We start from the raw sequence: 25084 nt of genomic DNA, 5'->3' as shown, positions 1-25084 counted from the left end.
TTTCTGTAGAACAAATACTACAGGCAATACGAATAAGTTCTATAACCGTATATGTTCAATTTGTCTAAATTAGCTGTTGTGAGTCATTATTAACAAGTTTTAGCTGATTATCGAATGAGCATGTCTGGCAAACCAGATGTTTCTAACCAATTTTTGTAACCATAACATCGTCCTATGGGAAGCTTTACCTGACACCCGTACCGAAAGGCGCCGATCACATTATTATTCCGGATACTCTCTGGCCCGCATTGCGGAACGACCTATCTCTGTTATAACTATCCGAGTTACGCGACCCTATCTCTGTTTATAATGTGATCTACCCTTAATACACAGTAAAAAAGTTCGTTATACCGAATGCATTTTCCGCCTTGCTGCACCCGTCAGCAGACCGGATCAGCCCCCTTTTACCCAAAGCTATTGCACCATGTCCTGTTTCAATGTAATGAACCGGAACACCCGGTTTTTCACCAAAATCCGCAAATCGCTATTGCTGTTGCTGCCTGGTATCATGGTGGCAATAACCGCTATGGCCAGCTCTTTCCCGGTCACCAACACCAACAATGCGGGGCCGGGATCATTGCGGCAGGCTATCCTGGATGCCAATGCGGCAGGTGCGGGGCCACATGCGATCACATTTAATGTATACGGGCAGATCACGATACTCAGCTCGCTGCCAACTATTACGGCAAAGCGGCTGACAATAGATGGCCAGCATAAGATAACTATTAATTCAACAGGTACAAACAGCGTTGTTAACCCGTTTGTGATCAATGCTGACAGTGTAGCTATCCGCAATTTTACGCTGACCAACAACGGGGATATAGATTTTGATATCCTGGCTAACACAAAGGGCGTTACTATAGAGAACATCCTGATGTACAGCACAGTGGGCAACTTTCTGAACGCCGTTTTGAGGGTAACGGGGGCTTCCACTGATCTCACCCTCAGGAACCTGACATCTTCAGATGTGGAGTTGTGTGGTACGGCCTATAACGGCCGTGGGTTCTATTTCGCAGGAGGCATGCACACAAATCTGCGGATGGAAAATATCCAGTTAAACACTGCCGGCAATGCAAGAGGGTGCGAAGCAATTGTATTCCGGGACGCATCTGTTAATGGCTGGACGCTTAGTAATTCAAACATCAGCGGGTTTCAGAACGGGATCGTGCTGGATAACACCGGCGGCCCTGTGGAAACTGCGAATAATGTTACACTGGATAAGGTTACCATCGATTCTACATTTAGTGGGGTGGCCCTGGGTTTTTACAGCGATCTGGTCAACACAAACATTGTTCTGAATAATACGGTAATTGATCTGGATGTTACGACTTCCACGGATGACGGAGATTATCCCATCCGCTTTGATAATACAATCAACGGCCTTACACTTGACAGTGTAACGGTAAAGGACGCTGATCTGTACAGCATCTGGTTTAATGGAGCGGCCTCCAATATCGCCATGACGAATGTTACTGTGACAGATCCTACGCCGGGAGATGGGTACAACGGGCAGTTCATCCGTTTTGAAACAACTGTTAACAAGCTCAGTATATCCAATAGCACATTGGATGCAGACAAGACCGGCACCACAAACGATGCTGACCTCGGGCTTGTTTTCATCGGTGCTGCAACTGATGTTACCCTGAACAACGTTAGTTTCAATGAGTTTGATTCCGATGGCCTGTATATGAACGGGGCGGCTACCAATTTTACCGTTACCGGTTGCAGGTTCACCAATAATTATGATGGTATTGAGTTTTACTCCAACCTGCCGCGTAACAACGTAGATATTGTTAATTCATTCTTCTCCAATGGCCTCCGTGCCGGTATAATGGTTAACGGGGCCAACGCTGCAACCGATGTTGATCTTACCGGTGATACGGTGGTGAACAATGCAAGCCATGGTATCTGGTTTTACGGTGGCGCCGGCGTTACAGACGCCCAGGTAACGGGTTGTGTGATCCATGACAATGGCGGCGCAGGTATTTATAACGATGCGCCTGGTAAGGTCGTCATCACCAATAACTCCATTTATAATAACACCAGCCTGGGAATAGCCAACCCGGGCGGAAACTGTAGTTATACCGCTGCCGCCAGCCGTACGCCGGTCCTGGTTTCTTCCACGCCCACGGGAGTGGGGCAGTACCAGCTGCAGCTTACTATTCCTAATATAACGGCAGGCGCGCAGTATACGGTGGACATTTATGCCAGTGATCCCGCTACGAGCAAAACGAGCGGGCAATATTTTGTAACCAGTTTGACCGGCGTTGCTGCCGGCAGCTCCACGCATACCATCTCCTATAATATCGGCCCGGGAGCCAGCGGTCTGGGTTTCTGGACCGCTACTCTCCGGATCCCCGCCAATAACTGTGGCACCTCTGAATTTGGTAACGCCATGCCCATGACCTTCAGGGGACCGGCCTGCGTGAACAATGGTATACTCGCCTGGTTCCGGGCAGACCAGGCGGTGAACGGCGTGAACTGGGGCGATATCTCCGGTAACGCTAATCATATGACGGTGATAGGAGATCCGGATGATACAACGGCGCTGGTTAACTTTAACCGCGCCATTTACTATGATGGAAATGATGCGCACCGTGTGCCTGCCGCGGCAGGCGTTACCGGCGCTTATACCATCATGGGCATGGGTGAGATAGAGGGCAGCGCTACCGGCCGCGTATTCACCAGCGCCACCGGTAATAAGTTACTGGGCTGGCATAATAACCTGGAGAACCGGTTGTTCGTAGAGGCCTGGCTCAATACCGGCAATGCCATCACGGCCAGGGGAAAACTGTATTCTTTTGAACGGGCGGCTACCGGCGGCTACGAGTTTAAAGGAAATGGCGCCTCCCTTAAAACGGGCACTGCATCAGACGGCGGCGTATGGACGCTGGATGTAGGTGGCGCTGCTTTCGGTGAATATTCGAAAGTAGCGATCCCGGAAGTATTTATTTACAACAGGGACCTTACACCCGCTGAAATACAGCGCATTGAATCGTATATGGCTCTCAAGTATGGCATTACGCTCAACGGCGGCGCTACGGATTATATTACCAGCGACGGCACGGTGCAGATGTACACCGCCGCCTCCAACACCGGTTATGGCCGGCGCATTACAGGTATAGGCCGTGATGATTGCAGCATGCTGTACCAGAAACAGTCCGTTAGCCAGGACTCCGGCCTTGTGACCATTGCGCTGGGATCAGCCATAATGGTATCCAACGCAGCGAATACACAAACTATTGCCAACGATAAGACCTTCCTGGCCTTCAGCGATAATGCCGGCGCTATTACATATACGACCGCAGTAACGGGTACCGCTGTATCCCAGCGCATGGCCAGGGTATGGAAAGTGCAGAAAACCGCCGCCTGGACAGACCAGCAGGTGACCTTTAAGATACCTGCGGGCAGCAATGGTTATTTGCTCATCAGCACTGATCCTGCTTTTGCCACCATCTCCCAGGAGTTACCGATAGATGTAAATGGTAATATCACCCTCAATTCTTCCCTGCTCGCGAACGGCAGCTATTTCACCGTAGGCGGGACGGTTAAAGGCCCTGCAGGTGTAAATACCGGCGTTGGCGCCTGGTGGAGGGCAGACGCGGGTGCTACAGAAAGCGCGTGGAGCGATTATAGCGGCAATGGTAAAACCCAGCAGGCAGCCAGCACTACTGCGCAGCCAGGTTTCCTGGCCGCCGGCGCCAACTTTAACCCCGCCCTGTCATTCAATGGCGTAAACCAGGTGATGACCAGCCCTTCTGTATTTGGTACCGGCAGTATTGGCAACGTAACGGTATATGCCGTCAATCTCCCGGATGGGCCTGGCGGTGATCCGCTATTTGCAGAAATGTCCAGCAACCCTGGTTATCCTATCCGCGCTTATGCTCCTTACTCAGATGGCAATGCCTATTTTGACGCGCCTTATGGCTACCGCGTATACGGGCCATGGGGAGGCTCCTTCAGTAATCCCAACCTGTTTGCGTTTATCCGCAAACCATCCGGCACCAGCATGCAGATACTGCTGAATAATAAGAATGTGGCTAGTTCCACCACTGCGCTGGGCAATTATACAGGTATAAATGCGCCATTCTATATCGGGCATCCTGGTAATGCATTTTATAAAGGCAAACTGGCAGAGCTGATCGTTTACACGGATAATACGGCGCTGACGGCTACGGACCATCAAAAGATACAGTCTTACCTGGCCCTCAAGTATGGTATTACGCTGGATCAGGCCACCGCCACTAATTATATTGCGTCAGACGCCGGCGTATATTGGAATGCGGCCACTAATGCCACCTACAATAAAAACATCTTTGGTATTGGCCGTGATGATGCCGGTCACTTATACCAGAAGCAGTCCAGGGCGGCGGTTGCCGGTTTTGTGACGGTAGCGGTGGGGAGCAGTGTAGCCGCAACAAATGCTGCGAATACGGCTGCGATCAATGCCGATAAGTCTTTCTTCATGTCCGCCGACAATGCGGCTGCCCTCAACTACACCAACGCAGTAACCGGGCTTGCGGGTATTACCAATACATTGGCGCGTACCTGGAAAGTTCAAAAGACGAACTGGACGGATCAGAGCATTACGCTGCTGGTGGATACTACGGTAGCGGCCATTGCATTGCCCAGATACATTGTGATCAGCAGCGACGCCAGCTTTGGCGCCGGTGATGTGATCCTGCCGCTGGTGAATAACCGTATCACCCTTAACAGCAGCCAGCTGGCGGATGGCGCTTATTATACTTTCGGCACGCTGATCAAGGGACCTGGCGCTGTTAATAATGGCGTGCTGGCCTGGTACCGTGGCGATAATGGCTTTAGCGGAGGTAATCAGCCCTGGAAAGATTTCAGCAATAATAATAAGACCGCTGTTGTATCCGCCGGTTCCCTGGGAACAAGCGCCATGAACTTTAACGTGGCCCCGGATTTTGTGCCCACCACCTTCTTTACTATCCCGTACAACATGAACCCCACCGCATTCCCGGCGCTGTCTGTTTTTGCGGTGATCAATACGGACGGAGGCGGTTCTATTGTAGGTAATGATGATGGTTTTTCAGATGACCGGAACTTATATGTGGGCAGTATCCTACCCTCAGGCGCTACCTATACAGGGATAGTTACCGGAAAAAATAACATTGCGGGCGCTGTATGGCAACAGGGAGTAGCAAACGGAACCAGGGTGTTTATAGACGGCAGGGTAGCGGTAACAGCTACCGGGTCTGCCAACCCCAACGGGCCGGCCACTACCTGGCTGGGACGTGGATTTACACAAAACTTCCCATTTGACGGCCGCATCGCAGAGTTTATCATGTATAGCGCTAACCTGAGCGCGGCTGATAAAAACAAAGTAGAATCTTACCTTGCCCTCAAATACGGCGTTACGCTCGATCAGACCAGCGCCACCGACTATGTGGCCAGTGATGGCACAACCAGGATGTGGACAGCAGCGGATAACGCGGGTTATGGTAAACGCATCACCGGCATTGGCCGTGATGATACGGATAGCCTCTATCAGAAGCAGTCGCTCAGCACCGATACCGGTATCGTAACGATAGCCCTGGGTAATGCGGTAGCAGCCAGCAACGCAGCAAACGGCAATACATTTGCCGCTGACAAATCATTCCTGGCGTTTTCAGATGATGGCGCCAGCGCCGATTTCCGTACGCCTTTAGCAGGTGTTGCGGGTGTTAACTTCCGGATGAGCCGCGTCTTTAAAGCGGATAAAACGAACTGGACCAACCAGTTCACGCTTAAGTACAATAAAGCAGATGCAAGCACCATCCTGCTGGTAAGCACGGACGCCAGCTTTGGCGCCGGCGATGTTAGCTTCCCGCTTACAGACAGCAGTGTTACCCTAAACAGTACCGATCTGCCCGATGGCGCATACTTCACTTTCGCCAAAATGATCAAAGGACCTAACGGCGTTAATGATGGTATTGCGCTGTGGCTGCGTGCCGATGATGGGGCCTCTTCCGGTTCAAACTGGAACGATTTCTCCGGCTTTGGTAATACGGCCTTGCAGTCTGTAGCAAATAACCAGCCCATCACCGATGCGCGCGGGCTGAACTTCAACTACAGCTTTGTGTTTGATGGTACGGACGACTTTTTGGATATTAATACTACCCGTATAGACCCCGCCACCTCTACGGTATTTGCAGTGGCCAGCGGTTCCGGGTACAATGCATACAGGGACCTTATTGGCGGAGGTGCGGTTGGCTCTAATCAGGGAATGGAATTCCGGGTTACCAGTACGGCCAAACTCGAGTACCTGGAAAACGCGGCGGCCCTTGCTTCCGTAACAGGCCTTAACACGATCCTGCCGGGCAAGCCATATATCTTCAGCGCAGTCCAGTCAAACGCTGCCAACGGCTTACGCCTGTTTGAAAATTACACGGCGGATAACCAGGGTACCGTTAACTTAACCCCCAACTCCGCCAACTATCTTTCTATAGGCTCCCGCACAATGGGCGGCAGGGCATTTTACTGGTTAGGCAACATGGGTGAAGTGATCGCCTATAACCGCATACTGTCAGACGTTGAACGCCAGTCAGTAGAATCTTACCTGGGTCTTAAATATGGTATTACGCTGAACAACGGCGCTACCAGTTACCTGGCTACGGATGGTACAGCTTACTGGACTGCGGATGCTACCTATAAATACCGCGTAACCGGTATAGGCAGGGATGATGCCACCCGTCTGAACACCAGGCAATCGCTCAGTGTGGATACCGGTTTTGTGACCGTTTCACTGGGTAACAGCATTGCGCTTACCAACGAACTGAACACGAATACTATCACCAACGATAAGTCTTTCTTTGTATTTGCGGACAATGGGCTATCCGGCACCGCTTACTCGAACACTATAAGCGGTATAAATGTTACACGCCGGCTGCCGCGCGTATGGAAAGTGGATAAGACCAACTGGGCAGATCAGCCCATCACCCTCAAAGCGAATGCAACCGGTACGGCAGTGTTCCTGCTGATCAGCAGCGATCCCACTTTCGCTACCATTAACCAGGAGCTGCCGCTAAATACGGACAAATCTGTTACGCTGAACACCAGCCAGCTGCCAGACGGTGTGTATTTCACCTTTGGCGCTGCCGTAAAATACCCCGGCGGGGTAAGCAGTGGTACCCTGGTATGGCTGCGCGCTGATTATGGCACTTCCGCCACAGCAGACAATACGCCAGTAAGCAGCTGGAACGATTACAGCCCTAACCTGAACAATGTAGCACAGGCCACACCGGCCAGTCAGCCGTTATTCCTTAATAATGCCGCCAGCAATATCAACTTTAACCCGGTTGTGAAATTTGATGGCCTGAGCTCCGGCTTAACAGGTCCGTCTTTCCTGAAGACCGGTACCTATAGTGGTGCGGCTGCTTTTGTGGTGAACAACCAGGTAAGCCCCGTTGCAGCCGTTATTTTCACGGAGCCTACCATAGGTGGCGGTACGCAGTTTACGCTGCATGCTACCTGGTCTGACAATGTGGTTTACTGGGACCCCCCTTTTTCCGTTAACCGGCTTGCGTATAATACGGGTGGCGTTAATAACCAGACTGTCCTGTGGACCGCTACCAGCGATGTTAGCCTGGCGGCCAACCGGCAGGCCATTTATAAGAACGGCCTGAGCGTGGCCACCGGTAACGGCGCAGGGACCTTTACCGGCAATAACAGCGGCTTCCAGGTAGGCAGGAACGCGGGTTCCTACAATGGGCGTATAGCGGACCTGATCGTGTACGCAAACGCCCTGACCCCTGTTGAGCAGCAGCGTGTTAATACCTACCTGGCCATCAAGTACGGCATTACCCTTAACAACGGCGCTACTGATTACCTGGCCACAAACGGCACGACCAAAGTATGGGATGCCGCCGCCAATGCCGCTTACAAGAACAACATTGCCGGCATAGGCCGCGACGATGCGGAAGACCTGCTGCAAAAGCAGGCACGCAGCATCAATGCCGGCACACAGCTGGCCATTGGTCTTGGCGCACTGGCGGAAACGAACCTGGCCAATACAAATACCTTCAGCGCGGACAGATCATACATGGTCTGGAGCGATGACGGCGCCAACGCGCTGTTCAAAACACCTATTACCGGTAACCCGGCGGTGAACTACCGCATGACCCGGGTATGGAAAGTACAGGAAACCGGTACGATAGGTAATGTGCAGATAGCCGTGCCGTACGATGCCCTACCCAATGCAAGCGGAACATATCTTATAATAAGTGATGATGCAAATTTTGATGGAACTGACGAATTTATTCCATTAACAGAAATTACGCTGAATGGCGTTAAGCACTATGCGGCCACTGTTGATATAACCAATGGGCAATATCTCAGCTATGCATCTTCCATCAAAGCGCCGGGTGGTATAGTGGGTACGTCACTCTGGTTACGTGCAGATGCAGGAACTTCCAGCACGATAGACAATACTGCTGTCAGCGGATGGACAGATTATGCGTCTGACCTGAATAATGCTACACAATCCGCGGCAGCTAATCAGCCCCTGTATATCAATAATGCAGCGGGTAACGTCAATTTCAACCCGGTTATGAAGTTCAATGGTACCGGTCAGCGTATGCTGCTGGACGGAACAAAACTGCCCCTGGGTACCAGTGCAAGAACCGTGATATCTGTAACGGCCGGTGCTGCAATAGCCAACCGCAGCGTGATCAGCTGGGGCAGCCAGGTTGCAGCAACCACGGGTACACGTTATACGATGGAAATAGGTGGCGGCCAGCGTTCTATTGAAACATCCAACAGCCGTTACGGCAATACGGGGGGGAATACCACGCTTCCCAATATCACTATGTTCACTAATGCAGCCAGCACCACGCCGGCTGCTACACAGATACGGGTGAACAGCGCGATAAGTCCGAACGCCTTTATATGCTGCGGCACGTACGCAATTAACACAAGCTCCGCAGCGCTGGCTTACCTGGGCGATAACGTGGTGAATGGAGGCGGCCTTTATTATAGCGGTTCGCTGGGTGAAACCATCGTTTACGACAAGGCGCTTACTGCTACCGAGCAGCAGCAGGTAGAAAGCTACCTGGCCCTCAAATATGGTATTACGCTGAATAACGGCGCAACGGACTACCTGGCTACCGATGGCGCTACCAAGGTATGGGATGCCACGGCAAACGCCACCTATAAGAACAACATCACCGGCATAGGCCGTGATGATGTGGAAGGGCTGAACCAGAAGCAGTCCAGCAGCATTAACGGGGGCTTCCAGCCCATAGTGGGCCTGGGCGCTATTGCTGCAGATAACCTGGCTAACACTAACACATTCCCTGCTGACAGATCTTATTTGACATGGGGCGATGATGGCGCTGCCACCGGCTTCAACACCGCGATGACAAACAAACCGGGTATTACTGCCCGTGTCACCAGGATATGGAAAGCACAGGAAACCGGAACAATAGGTAACGTGCAGATCGCTATTCCCGCAACGGCCGTACCTGCCAGCGTTTCATCACCCAACATCGTGATAAGCGCTGATGCCACCATTGATGGGAACGACCAATTCATTCCGCTTGCACAGACAACCATAGATGGTACTGATTACTATGCTGTTACGCTTGACCTCACAAGCGGCCAGTATTTCACTTTTGCTGCGCTGGTAACAGCGCCGGGCGGCGTACTGGGTGATGTGTTATGGGTGAAGGCAGACGCCGGCGTACAAACGGATGCCAGCAACCAGGTAGAGCAGTGGCTGGACCAGAGCGGCAGCAATAATACCGCTACAGAACTACGGGCAGCAACGCTAACCCATACGGATCCTGTCACGCCTACAGCCGCTATTACACAGGTGCCTGGCGCAATCAATTATAACCCATCCATCGACTTTACAGGAGCGGCGACCAGGTCCCTGAAAGGAAATGCGATAGCCGACTGGAATGCCACTGCCACAACTATGTTTACTGTAAGCGTAGTAGAAGGTACAATGGGTAATGCCAGCGCCGGAGCCCTGGCGGGTGTATTCAGCGGATTGGCAGATTGGACCGGTAATGACGGTGGCTCCGCTGGCATGGGTATTAATGCGGGACCAAATAATTACTATCTGGATGGACCTGGTTGTTCGCCGGGCGCCAGCACATCGCCCAGCACGGGAGTGCCCAGAGCGGTACGTGGTGTTTATACCGTGCCAGGTAGCGGTCTTAATTCTTTGCTTGCTGTCAATGGCAAAACAGAGATGGCTGCCGGCACAAATTGCCTGAGCTATGCCACCACCCTCTTTGAAGTAGGCGGCCGTACCGCAGGAAGCCCTACGTATGATGCCCGCATCTTTAATGGTAAGATACCAGAAGTGATCGTTTACAGATCCACGCTTTCCGCTACGGAAAACAGCCGTGTAGAATCCTACCTGGCCATCAAGTACGGTCTTACCCTTGACCAATCCTCCCCCAGGGATTATGTGGCCAGCGATCCGGCAACAATAGCCTGGAATGCTGCCGCTAATGGCATATATAAGAACAACATCTTCGGTATAGGCCGCGATGATGCCTCCGCCTTACTGCAGAAGCAGTCCCGCAGCGTGAACCCCGGTGGTATACTGGCAGCAGGCCTGCGCACGATCGCAGCTACCAATGCGGACAATACCAATACCTTTACCAATGATAAGAGTTTCTTTATGCTGGGCAGCAACAGCGCCGCCCTCACGGCAACCGGTACAGATCTGCCCACCGGCAGCTGTATTGCGGAACGCCTTACCCAGGAATGGAAGGCCCAGCTTACAAATTTCGATATCAGCACCCATGCGCTGCGCCTGCAGTTCGATCTGACCGGCGTAACCGTAACAGGTACCGATATTGCTGATTTTATGTTGCTGATAGATGGAGACGGGGATGGTGATTTTACTACCGGCACGCTTACCACACTACCGGCAACGGATTTCAACGCGGGCATAGTAGGCTTTGATAATGTGACCGCCTTAACCAACGGCGCAGTGTTCACGCTTGTTACCAGCCAGCCTGACCGTACACCCTCCCTGGTGGCAGATGCTACAGTGAAGACAGTGGCCGCCACCTGTATCAAGGATGGCTGGTTATACTTTATCGATCCCGCCGATATAAATAAATATATAGCTGCCATGCAGCTTAATGATAATGTGGTGGATATCACGAAATTGTCTGCCACCATAGATGTGAACAGGGATATGAATGCCGCTCTTGGCAAGAACAGCGGCACGGATTATGGTACCCAGCTGATGCGCAGGCTGGTACAGATCACATACACCGGCGCAGATCTCACAACGAACGGCGGCATTACCCTGCGCCTGTTCTGGGACCCCATCGAAAGGACCAATGCAGAAAATATGCTGTCCACCACCCGTGGCGTAACAGGCGCACAAAGGTGGACCTGGTTTAAGCATACCGGCGATATTAGCGCCACCCTGTCTGACCTTAATGCTGAAGGACTGGCGAATATCACTGAGCTTACGCCTTCTGGCGCCGGCCAGCAGGACGGCGTGGAGTACGTTGAATTCAGCGGCATCCAGAACTTCTCCACTTTTGGCGGCTTAACTACCGCTAACCAGGTGCTGGCTATACAGAAAGTACAGGATGGAACGGAAGGAACACAGAACGGATCCTTCAGCATCAGCCTGCCCACGGGCGTAACAGCTGTAGAAGATATTACCGTAAATTATACAGTTACCGGTACTGCCGGCAATGGCGCTGATTACACAACGCTTAGCGGTACTGTTACCCTGCCGGTAGGCAGCAACAGCGTTTCCCTGCCTGTTACCGTTACAGACGACAATATCCTTGAGACAACGGAAGGCGTAACGGTGACTGTTGCCGGGGCCACCGGCGTTAGCAGCACCGCCTATAACATCAGCACCACTGAGGCAGCTGCCAGCATCAACATAGCAGACAATGACAGCAATGATCCCGCCAAGACGATAGTTGGCGTAACAAACGGCAGTGATGCCGAAGAACCGGGCGCCAACGGTGCGTTCAATATCAGCCTGCCCGCAGGGATTACCGCATCCGAAGACATCACCGTGAACTATACCGTTGCCGGTACTGCCACACCTGGCGCGGACTATGGTGCGCTGAGCGGCTCGGTAGTGATCCCTGCAGGTCAGAATGGCGTGGCGCTGCCTGTAACAGTTATAGATGATCAGCTGATGGAAAGCCCGGAAACTGTGGCGCTCACCGTTACTGGTGGCAGTTCTGCCAGTTTCACGCTAACCCCCGGCACTGGCGCAGGTACTGCAACGGTCACCATTACGGATGATGAGAACACGCCTGCCAACCGTGTGCTGAGTGTTACAAAGACGGGAGATGCCGCAGAACCGGGCATAAACGGCGGCTTTAATATTAGCCTGCCAGCCGGTATCCTGCCTGGTGAGGCCATCACCGTGAATTATACGATAGCCGGTACGGCCACCAGTGGAACTGATTATGCCGCCCTGAGCGGTACGGTGGTGATACCCGCCGGTCAGAATAGCGTAACAGTGCCATTGACAGTAACGGATGACCAGGTGATAGAGAGTACGGAAACGGCATTGATGACCGTTACAGACGGCACAAGCGCTAACTTTACCTATACTGCCAGCACCACCAATGGCAGCGTAGCCGTCAACATTACAGATAATGACAACACGGCGGCCAACCGTGTATTAAGCATAACAAAAACCACCGATGCGGCAGAACCGGCCACCGGCGGGGAATATACCATTAGCCTGCCTGCCGGTATTACTGCTGCGGAGGCCATTACCGCCAATTATACGGTATCAGGTACAGCCGGCAGCGGCACTGATTATACAGCGTTAACCGGTACGGTGATAATACCCGCTGGTCAGAACAGCGTAATACTGCCGGTGACGGTTACCGATGACAAGATCATAGAGAACACAGAAACCGTGATAGCCACACTTGGCGGTGGCACGTCCGCCAGCTTTGCGTTTACCGCTAACGCAACGAATGGCAGCGCTACCCTCAATATTGCGGATGATGATAACACCGCAGCCAACCGTGTAATAAGCGTTACCAATGCCGGTGGCGATGCGGCAGAGCCCAACACCAACGGAGCCTTCACTATCAGCCTGCCTGCAGGCGTTACAGCTGCGGAAGCTATCACCGTAACTTATACGACAGGAGGTACAGCTACCAACGGCGCCGACTATACCACGTTATCCGGTTCAGTGGTGATACCAGCGGGCCAGAACAGCGTAACGGCCCCGGTAGCTGTTACCGATGATAAGCTTCTGGAAAATACAGAAACCGTAATACTTACGGTAACGGGTGGCGCTTCCACCAGCTTTGCCTTCACTGCCAGCACTACCAATGGCAACGCTACAGTAAATATTACGGATGATGATAATTCACCGGCTAACCGTGTGCTGAGCATTACCAAAACGGCTGATGCTGCTGAACCGGCTACTAATGCAGCTTTCACTATCAGCCTGCCGGCCGGCATCACATCTCCTGAGGCAGTCACCGTTAACTATACTATAGCAGGTACCGCCGCCAACGGCACGGATTATACCACCCTTAGCGGCACAGTGACCCTGCCTGCCGCGCAGAACAGCGTGGTGCTGCCGGTAACTGTTACTAATGACCTGGTGATAGAAAATACGGAAACAATAGCGCTTACCCTTACCGGTGGCGCCTCCACCAGCTTTGCATTTACAGCCAGCACTACCAGCGGCAGCGCAACGGCTAATATTACGGATGATGATAACATAGCAGCTAACCGTATAATAAGCGTCAGCAACGGTGGTAATGCCGCGGAACCCGGGACCAATGGCGCATTCGCCATCGGATTGCCCGCTGGGGTGACGGCTGCTGAAGACATTACCGTGAACTATACGGTAGCCGGCACGGCTGCTTCCGGCACTGATTATACCGCGCTGGGCGGATCTGTGACCATTCCTGCCGGCCAGAATAGCGTTTCCGTACCGGTAACGGTTGTTAATGACCAGGTGATAGAGAATACGGAAACGGTGATCCTCACTGCCACTGCCGGCGCCAGCACCAGCTTTAACTTCACCGTTAGCGCTACCGGCGGCGCAGCCACGGTGAACATCGCAGATGACGATAATACAGCCGCCAACCGCGTGCTGGCAGTAACCGGCACCGCAGATGCGGCAGAACCGTCTTCCAACGGAAGCTTTAGCATTGGCCTGCCTGCCGGCGTAACGGTATCAGAACCGGTGACCATCCATTATACCATGAGCGGCACTGCTGTTAACGGCGGCGATTATACCGCATTAAACGGTACGGTGATCATCCCCGCCGGCCAGAATAGTATAACCGTACCCGTTGCTGTGAAAGATGATCAGCTGCTGGAAATAACCGAAACCGCTGTGCTGACAGCCACCAGTGGCAGCAGCCCAAGCTTTGCCTTCACGGCCAGCACTACGGCGGGCACCGCCACCGTGAATATTACAGATGATGACAATACACCGGCCAACCGCGTGCTGAGCATCACCAAAACTACCGATGCCGCAGAACCAGCCACCGGCGGCGTATACCGCATTAGCCTGCCTGCTAACATCAGCGCATCAGAGAACGTAACGGTGAATTATACCATTGCCGGTACTGCTGTTGCAGGAACGGATTATGCGACGCTCACCGGTACCGCAACCATCCCGGCCGGCGCCAATGGGGTGAACGTAGCGCTGAACCCAATAGATGATAAACTGATCGAGAATACAGAAACGGTAATAGCTACCCTTACCGGTGGCGTATCTGCCAACTTTACTTATACTGCCAGCACCACTGATGGCAGCGCCACGATGAATATTGCCGATGATGACAACACTGCGGCCAATCGGGTGCTCAGTATCGTGAAGCTGTCAGATCTTGAAGAGCCGTCCACCAATGGCGGGTTCAGGATAAGCCTGCCCTCATTGGTAAGGTCATCTGAACCTATTACGGTAAGCTACACGGTAGGTGGTACCGGCACGAATGGTACAGACTATGCTACATTAACAGGCACGGTTACATTGCCTGCCGGTCAGAACAGCGTGCTGATCTCCGCAGATGTACTGGATGACCAGATCATAGAAGGTACTGAAACAGTGACCGCCACCGTTACAGGCGGTACCAGCGCCAGTTTTGCTTTCACTGCCAGCGGCGCCGCTGCCAGCGCAACGGCCAATATCCTGGATGACGATAATATCCCGGCCAACCTGGTACTGTCCGTTGCCAATGCCGGCGACGCATCAGAACCGGCTACTGCGGGCGCCTTTGATATCAGCCTGCCGGCCGGTTACTCCGCCGCTGAAGATATTACAGTGAACTATACGGTGTCTGGCAGCGCGGGTAGCGGTACTGACTATACCGCCCTCACCGGCGCTGTTAGCCTGCCGGCTGGTCAGAACAGCATATCCGTGCCCGTAAGCGTGATCAATGATCAGCTGGTGGAAAGCACTGAAACGGTGGTATTAACGCTCACGGGGGGTACGTCTGCCAGCTTCACACTCACTGCCAGCAGTATTAATACCACGGCTACCGTAAACATTACCGATGATGAAAACGCGCCGGCCAACCGCGTGCTAAGCGTAACAAACACCAGTAATGCAGCAGAACCGTCCGGCAACGGCAGCTTCAATATCAGCCTGCCTGCCGGTATCATACCGTCCGAAGATATCACTGTCACCTATACCGTTACTGGTACAGCCACAGGTGGGGTTGATTATACCGCCCTTACCGGCACAGCCACTATTCCTGCCGGTCAGAACGGGGTGACCATTCCTGTAACTGTTACCGATGACCAGACCATAGAGGGCGCAGAGACGGTGATCCTCACCATCGGCGCCGGCGCCAGCACCAGCTTTGCATATACTGCCAGCGCTACCAATGGCAGCACCACGGTGGATATTGCTGATGATGATAATACGGCTGGCAACCAGACGATCACCATTACCAAAACGCTGGACGCAGCGGAACCTGGCACCAACGGGGCATTCAGCGTTAGCCTCCCCACGGGCATCACGGCGGCCAGGGATATCCAGGTGACCTATACCATAGGCGCAGGCACAGCTACGCCTGGTACGGACTACAGGGCCATTACCGGTACTGTCACCATACCGGCCGGCCAGAACAGCGTGGCTGTAGCTGTAAATGTGATCGATAACACCGTGATAGAGCCGGATGAAACGGTGATCATGAATGTTACCGGTGGCAATGATACGCAGTTCAGCTACACCCCGGCATCGGGCGGCGGCTCAGCAACAGTTACCATTACGGATAATGATTTTACCGGTAACAGTAATGTTGTGCTGCTCACGAAAGTATCTGATGCCATAGAAGGCGGCACCAACGGCCAATACAGGATAGCGCTGCCGCCGGGCGTAACCAGCGCCGAAGATGTGGTAGTTAGCTTTACCACAACCGGCTCCGCCATTAATGGAACTGATTATAACCTGCTGGGTCTGTCCTCCGGCAAGATCACTATACCGGCCGGCGCCAACGAAGTATACATTGATGTGGATGCCGGCAACGATGGCATCATAGAGGGCCCGGAAACCGTGGTGCTCAATCTCACCAGTGCCGCCTCCGGCAGTTATCCATTTACAATAGATCCTTCCGGCAACGGGGCGGTGGTGAACATTGTGGATGCCAATGCTGCCAGCAGCACGCCCATACAGGTGATCACCGGCGCCAATGCGGCAGAACCGGCAACCAATGGCAGCTTCACTGTGAAGCTGGCTGGCGTTGCTACATCCGCATGGCCGATTACAGTAGGATACAGCATATCCGGCACAGCCGTATCCGGTGTGGACTACGCCGCGTTGGGAACTGTCACCATTCCCGCTAATACCAACAGCGTAACGGTGAACCTCAACGTGCTGGATGATAAGATCATAGAACCTGCAGAATCAATGACATTCACCCTCTTGTCTGGCAGCGCTACCGATGGGGGAGGGAATGCCTTTATATTCCCACCGGATCCTGCTAACAACGATATTACCGTAAACATAGCCGATGACGACGCTTCTGCTGCCAACCAGGTGCTTAAAGTGGTGAAGACGACAGACGCGGCAGAACCAAACAGCAATGGTGCTTTCACCATCAGCCTGCCTGCCGGTTATACTTCCAGCGGTAATCTTACGCTGTCTTATAATATGACCGGTACTGCCACCCGCAATACCGACTATAACGTGTTCACCATTACCCTGCTGGCAAACACCAACAGCATAACCATACCTGTAACGGTAATAGACGATAAGATCATTGAGAACTCCGAAACGGCGATATTGAACCTGAACGGCGGTACTGACGGCAACTCCTTTACTTACACCGCTGATCCCGCCGGCAATGCGGCAACGATGACCATTGCAGATAATGATAATACTGCGGCCAACAAGGTGTTGCTGGTAACCAACAGCGCTGATGGAGCGGAACCGGCTACGGATGGTGCATTTACCATCAGCCTGCCTGCAGGTTATACCTCTTCTGAAAATATCACAGTAAATTATACTACTGCCGGTACGGCCACCAGTGGCGCTGATTACGCTGCGCTGCCTGCAACGGTGACCATCCCTGCCGGCCAGCAAGGTGTTAGCCTGCCAGTGGATGTAACGGATGACCAGGTCATAGAGGGCGCTGAAACCGTAGCCGTTACTCTTACCGGCGGCACAAGCACCAGCTTCTCCTTTACACCGTCTACCGGTAATAACAAGGCTACTGTTAACATCGCGGACAACGATAATACAGCGGCCGCCCGTATGGTACACATAGTGCCCGTGAATGACGCAAGTGAGACGCCAACGCCTTTCCGCTTCCAGGTATTGCTGCCGGCAGGTTACACCGCTACTGAAGACATTACGGTGAACTATACCATAGGAGGTACCGCTACCAACGGTGCGGACTACGTGTCCCTGGGCAACAGCGTGGTTATACCGGCTGGCCAGGCGGGCGCATTTATTGACAGGAACGGCATAGATGACCAGATCATTGAGGGTACGGAAACAGTAGTGCTTACCCTTACCGGTGGCGCCTCTGCCAGCTTTATCTTTACCCCGGACCCTGCAGCTGCTACCGCTACTGTTGATATTACCGACAACGATAATACGCCGGCCAATCTTGTGCTCAGTGTAAGCAAAGCCACTGACGCAGCAGAACCAGGTACAAACGGAGCATTCCGGATCGCGCTGCCGGCCGGCGTTACGGCTGCGGAACCTATTACGGCCAGCTACACCATTGCCGGTACCGCTGTTGCGGGGAATGACTACACTGCTTTAAGTGGTACTGTAGTAATACCGGCGGGGCAAAACGGAGTGAACATACCGGTAAATGTGATAGACGATGAGATCATTGAGACCACAGAGACCGTGATCATGACCATCACCAATGGCGCCTCCACCAGCTTTAGCTTCACCGCCAGCACTACCAATGGCGCAGCTACGGTAAACATTGCTGATGATGACAATAATACGGATAACCTGGTACTGAGCGTAGTGAGGACCAGTGATGCGGCAGAACCAACTTCCAATGGCGCCTTTAGTATTGCTCTACCCACCGGTGTTACGGCAGCAGAGGATATTACCGTGAACTATACCGTAGCCGGCGCCGCAATAAATGGCACAGACTACGCCACCCTTGGCGGCGCCGTGGTAATACCGGCCGGACAAAACAGCGTAACTGTGCCAGTGACGGTAACGGATGACCAGATCATTGAGCCTGCAGAGACAGTGATCCTGACCGTTACGGGCGGCAATTCCGCCAGCTTCACCCTGGCGGCCAGCAGCACTGCAGGCAATGCCACCGTGGATATTGAAGATGACGACAACACGCCAGCTAACCTGGTAGTGAACATCACAAAGACAACCGATGGCGCAGAACCGGCAACCGCTGCCGCCTTCAGTATCAGCCTGCCCACGGGCGTAACAGCTGCGGAAGACATCACCATAAGCTACGCCACATCAGGTACCGCCACAAGCGGCGCTGACTATACGGCCCCTGGCGGAACCATCGTGCTTCCTGCAGGTCAGAACAGCGTGCCGCTTGCCGTGAGCGTAACAGATGACCAGATCATTGAAAATACAGAGACAGTAATAGTAACCCTGAGCGGTGGAACCTCCGCCAACCTGACGCTGGTTGCTGGCAGCACCAATGGCAGCGCTACCGCCGATATCACTGACAATGACAATACACCGGCCAACCTGACGCTGAGCATAGCCAAAACGGCGGATGGGGCAGAACCTGCTACCAGCGGTAGCTTCAGTGTAAGCCTGCCAACCGGTATTACTGCGGCAGAGAACATCACGGTGAGCTATACCATTACCGGCACAGCGGCAGCTAACACGGACTATACTGCCTTAAGCGGCACCGTGGTGATCCCCGCCGGCCAAAACAGCATATCTGTGCCGGTACCGGTGATGGATGATAAGCTGATCGAGAATACGGAAACGGTAGTGGCAACGCTTAATGGCGGCACATCTGCCAGCTTTAGCTTCACCGGCAGCACTGCTGCCACCGTGGATATAGCAGATGACGACAACACAGCGGCCAACCTGGTGCTGCGTGTCACAAAAACGGGCGATGCAGCAGAACCGGCCACCAATGGCGCCTTCTATATCAGCCTGCCCGCCGGTATCACCGCATCCGAAGACATAACAGTGAATTATACCGTAGCTGGTACAGCCACCAGCGGTACAGATTACACCGCCATGGGCGCTACAGCAGTGATCCCGGCCGGCCAGAACGGCGTATCCGTTGCGGTACCGGTGCTGGACGACCAGTTGATAGAGGGCACTGAAACGGTGACACTGGGTATTACAGACGGCGCTTCCACCAGCTTTAATCTTACTGCCAGCACTACCAATGGCAACGCCACTGTGAACATTACAGACAACGACGATACGCCTGCGAACCTGGTGCTGAGTGTTGTGAAAACCACCGATGGCAGCGAGCCTGGTACGGATGGTGTGTTCACGATCAGCCTGCCTGCAGGTATTACAGTAACGGAAGATGTTAACGTGAGCTACACAATAGCAGGTACTGCCACCAGTGGCGCCGATTACACCACCCTTAGCGGCAGCGCGGTGATCTCCGCGGGTAACAGCAGTGTGACCGTAACAGTGCCTGTGCAGGATGACCAGGTAATAGAAACTACTGAGACGGTGATCATGACGCTCACCGGCGGCGCATCCGCCAGCTTTAGCTTTACTGCCAATGCTGCCGCTGCTGACGCTACAGTAGATATTACAGACAACGACAATACGCCGGCTAACCTGCTGGTGAGCGTTTCCAATACGGCCGATGCATCAGAACCTGCCACCAATGGCTCGTTCAGTGTAAGCCTGCCCAATGGCGTAACGGCATCGGAAGACCTCAGCGTACACTATACCATAGGCGGTACCGCCACCGGCGGCACAGATTACGCCGCCCTGAATGGCATTGTAGTGATACCTGCCGGCCAGCACAGTGCGGCAGTGCCGGTAACTGTAACAGACGACAAGATCATAGAAGCAACAGAAACCGTGATATTGACGGTGACAGGAGCCAGCTCCACCAGCTTTACGCTGGGAGCAAGCACCACTGCCGGCAATGCTACGGTAAATATTGCCGATGATGACAGTGCCCCGGCTAACCTGGTACTGAGCGTAAAAAATGCAGGTGATGGCGCTGAACCAGCTACCAATGGCAGCTTTAGCATCGGCCTGCCTGCAGGCATCACCGCGGCCGAAGACATAACGGTTAACTATACTGTAGGCGGCACTGCTGCAAGCGGTGCAGATTATACCAGCCTGGGCGCCTCCGTAGTGATACCAGCCGGTCAAAATAGTGTAACCGTACCGGTTAATGTGATCAATGACCAGGTAATTGAAAATGCGGAAACAGTGGTCCTTACACTCTCCGGCGGCACGTCTGCAAGCTTTACGTTCACCGGCGCGGGTAACGCAACAGTGAACATTGCAGATGATGAAAACACGCCTGCCAACCTGGTGCTGAGCATAGCGCAAACAGCGGATGCGGCAGAACCTGGAACTGACGGTAACTTTAATATCAGCCTGCCTGCCGGTATCACCGCCGCGGAAGATATCACGGTGAGTTACAATGTTGGCGGCGGTGCAGTAAACGGTACTGATTATGCCAACCTGGGTGGCACTGTAGTAATACCAGCCGGCCAGAATAGTGTATCCATACCGGTGGCCGTAACGGATGACCAGATCATTGAAGGTAACGAAACCGTGGTCCTTACCGTTACCGGCGGCAGCTCCGCCAGCCTGACGCTTACTGCCAGCGCTACTAATGCTAATGCGACCGTAAATATATCAGACGATGATAATACTGCGGCTAACCGCATATTGCTGGTAAACAAAACGGCAGACGGCGCGGAGCCTGGAACTGATGGTAACTTTAATATCAGCCTGCCTGCCGGTTATACTGCAGCGGAAGATATCACGGTCGCTTATACAATCGGGGGCACCGCTACCGCCGGTGCAGATTATACAACGCTTACCGGTACAGCTACCATCCCCGCCGGTCAGAACAGCGTAGCAGTTCCTGTGGCCGTAACAGAAGACCTGGTGATTGAGCAGACAGAAACCGTTATTATGACGCTCAATAACGGCAGCTCCGCCAGCTTAGCGTTCACCGGAACAGGCAATGCTACTGTCAACATTACCGATGATGACAACACAGCGGCCAACCTGGTGATCAGCGTAGCGAAAACCACTGATGCAGCCGAGCCGTCTACTAACGGTATATTTACTATCAGCCTGCCTGCGGGCATTACGGTATCTGAAAATATGACCGCCAGCTACACCATCAGCGGTACGGCTACCCCCGGCACTGATTATACCGCCCTGGGCACAGCAGTACTGATCCCTGCGGGTCAGAACAGCGTAACCGTACAGGTTCCGGTGATCGACGACCAACTCATAGAAAATACGGAAACAGTGCAGCTGACGCTGAGCGGCGGCTCTTCCGCAAACTTTAGCTTCACTGGCAGCGGCAACGCTACCGTGAACATACAGGACGATGATAACACACCGGCTAACCTTGTGTTAACGGCAACTGCCACAGCTGATGCCGCAGAACCAGGTACTGACGGCGCATTCTCCATCAGCCTGCCTAACGGCATAACTTCCGCTGAAGCGATCACGGTAAGCTACACCATCAGCGGCACGGCTACCGGTGGTACGGATTATACCGCCCTGGGCGGTACCGCGGTGATCCCCGCTGGCCAAAACGCTGTTAGCATACCGGTACCGGTGATAAACGATGCTGTAATGGAAAACACGGAGACTGTGATACTGGCAGTTACTGGCGGAACAAGCACCAGCTTCAGCTTTGGTGGTGGCAGCAGCGCAACGGTGAATATCACGGATGATGAAAATACCGCGGCTAACCAGGTATTGAGCATTGTTAAGACAACAGACGGAGCAGAGCCGGCTACCAACGGCAGCTTTACCATCAGCTTGCCAGGCGCCATAACTGCTGCGGAAGATATTGCAGTAAGCTACACCGTAGCCGGTACCGCCAGCAGTGGCGCAGACTATACCGCATTAACCGGTACGGTTGTAATTCCCGCCGGCCAGCACAGCGTAGTTGTTCCGGTAACAGTTAACAATGACGCGATCATTGAGCAGACTGAGACAGTGGATGCTACCATCACCGGCGGTGCAAGCACCAGCTTTAGCTTTACTGCCAGCAGCACAAATGGTAACGCTACCGTAAATATTGCGGATGATGATAACATCCCGGCTAACCTGGTGCTGAACGTGGCCAAGGTGGCCGACGGCGCGGAACCGTCTGCAAACGGCAGCTTTAGTATCAGCCTGCCGGCAGGCATCACCTCTTCTGAAGATATCACGGTGAACTATAGCGTTAGCGGCACTGCCACCAGCGGTTTGGATTATACCGGCATCACCGCCGCTATCACCATCGCGGCGGGCCAGAACAGTGTGGCCGTGCCCGTAACCGTAATAGATGATCAGATAATAGAACAAACTGAAACAGTAATAATTACGCTCAACGGCGGCAGTGCTGCCAGCTTTAGCTTTACCGGCACAGGCGCTGCCACGGTAAATATTACCGACGACGAGCGCAGCACGCCGGCCAGCCTGGTGATTAGCGCATCTAAAGACGCAGACGGCGCAGAACCGTCTACCAACGGCAGCTTTACCATTAGCCTGCCGGCAGGTATCGTTTCATCTGAAGACATTACAGTCAGCTACACAGCAGGCGGCACAGCTACAGCCGGCAGCGACTACACGGCTCTTACCGGCACCGTAGTGATACCAGCCGGCCAGAATAACGTGGCTATACCGGTAATGGTGACCGGCGACCAGGTAATTGAAGGAACAGAGACCGTGATACTGACTTTAACCGGCGCTACCAGCACCAGCTTCAGTTTCAACGCCTCTGGCAATGCCACCGTCAACATCACAGATGAAGGCGCCAACCTCGTGTTGAACATCGCGAAGGATGCAGATGCCGCCGAACCAGGCACTAACGGCGCCTTTACCATTAGTTTGCCCGCCGGTGTGACCATTGCCCGGGATGTAACCGTTTCTTACACGGTGACAGGTACGGCGACCGCCGGCGCCGACTATACGGCCCTTACCGGCACTGTAGTGATCCCCGCTGGTCAGAACAGTATAGCTGTTCCAGTGGCTGTCACCGATGATCAGCTTATTGAAGGCAATGAAACGGTAACAGTTACATTAACCGGCGGCGCCGGCAGCGGCCTGACCATCCCGCCAGGAACGGACAGGACTGCAACTGTTAACATTGCAGATGACGATAACACCGGCCTTGACCTCGTGGTGGGCGCCAGCAAACCGGCAGCATCTGAACCCGCTACGGCAGGGGAGCTCACTATCAGCCTGGCGAGCGGCAAGGTGCCCGATGAGGACATTACGGTGACCTACACCATCAGCGGCACCGCCACCGCAGGTACTGACTATACCGCCCTCACCGGCACTGCAGTAATACCAGCAGGCCAGAGCAGCATCACCATACCGGTGACCGTTGCTGATGATGACCTGATAGAGGCATCAGAAACAGTGACCGCTACCCTTACCGGCGGTAAGTCTGCCAGCATTACCTATACCGTTGGCGCGAACAATTCCGCTACTGTCAACATCGCAGATGACGATAACGCCAACCTGAACCTGGTGATCAGGGCCAGTCAGCCGGCTGCTACTGAACCGGGTACAGATGGTGCGTTCACCATCAGCCTGGCGGGCGGCAAGCGCACGGCAGCACCGGTCACCCTCCAGTATATGATTGGCGGCACAGCCACGCCGGATGCCGATTACAGGGCTATTACAGGTACCATTACGATCCCCGCAGGGGCCAGCAGCGTTACCATACCGGTAACGGTACTTGATGACAGCGAGGTGGAAGATCCCGAGACGGTGATCTTCATGCTCACCGGCGGCGCTTCTGCCAGCTACACCTTTACCGCAGCTGTGCCGGCAGATGCAACGGTGACCATCACCGATACCGATAAATTGGCCGGCGACCTGGTAGTGACCAAGGAGATCGTGACACCGGCAGCAGGGCCTTACCGCATGGGCCAGGACCTGACCTACCGCATTACGGTACGGAACGCCGGTAACATCGCTGTAACAGCCATAAAAGCAGAAGATCACCTGCCGGTACAACTGGATGTACCCACACATACTTCTGCTGAAAGGGGAGAAGTGGTAGTAACGCCCGCCACTAAACTGGTAACATGGAATATTGGCGATCTGCAGCCAGGTGCAACGCTACAGATGACGCTGACCACCCGTGTAATAGAAGGCGGTCCGCTGGTGAATGAAGCCACCGCTTACAGTACCAATATGCCGGATGCAGACAGTGCCAATAATAAGGCAGCTTCCAGCGTACAGATCGAAGGCGCGGACCTGACATTCCCGAACGTATTCACGCCAAATGGCGATGGCAAGAACGAAAGGTTCATCATTGGCGGACTGGAGAAGTATCCCGGATCAGGCTTGTACATATTTAACCGTTGGGGCGGACAGGTGTACCAATCCAAAGACTATCATAATGACTGGAACGGATCGGATCTGAATGAAAGCACCTATTACTATATCCTGGAAGTGAAGAAGCCGGACGGCATTAAAAAGTACAAAGGCTGGGTAACTATTATACGGTAA

Annotated in this window: 1 protein-coding gene; it reads left to right on the top strand. The window is 53.6% G+C overall.

The window, feature by feature from the left end:
* Positions 1–424 precede the first annotated feature (424 nt).
* A complete protein-coding gene (locus F0L74_RS09615) occupies positions 425–25084 on the top strand; it encodes a DUF8202 domain-containing protein (protein WP_149837647.1) in 24660 nt (8219 codons plus the stop codon).

The organism is Chitinophaga agrisoli (assembly GCF_008386695.1).
Lineage (GTDB): Bacteria > Bacteroidota > Bacteroidia > Chitinophagales > Chitinophagaceae > Chitinophaga > Chitinophaga agrisoli.
This window is presented reverse-complemented; position numbering and strand designations above follow the sequence as displayed.